The organism is Caballeronia sp. M23-90, from assembly GCF_053574605.1.
In genome coordinates, this window is record NZ_JBSIPA010001068.1 from 1 (window position 1) to 255 (window position 255).

Genomic DNA, 255 nt, shown 5'->3' on the forward strand with positions numbered 1-255 from the left:
AGACTTGTGCGTGCTTCGTCGGGATGGTCGTGTTCTTGTTGATCATCTTCGTCATCACGCCGCCAAGGGTTTCAATACCCAGCGACAACGGCGTCACGTCCAGCAGCAACACGTCCTTGCGATCGCCTGACAGAACCTGGCCCTGGATCGCGGCGCCAACAGCCACGGCTTCGTCCGGGTTCACGTCACGACGCGGTTCCTTGCCGAAGAATTCCTTGACCTTGTCCTGCACCTTCGGCATACGCGTCATACCGC

1 protein-coding gene is annotated in these 255 nt (G+C 59.2%); it reads right to left on the reverse strand.

Features of this window, described 5'->3' with window-relative positions:
• The coding region (locus ACRXB1_RS37845) for an Hsp70 family protein (RefSeq protein WP_449494991.1) at positions 1-255 on the reverse strand (255 nt) is incomplete at both ends.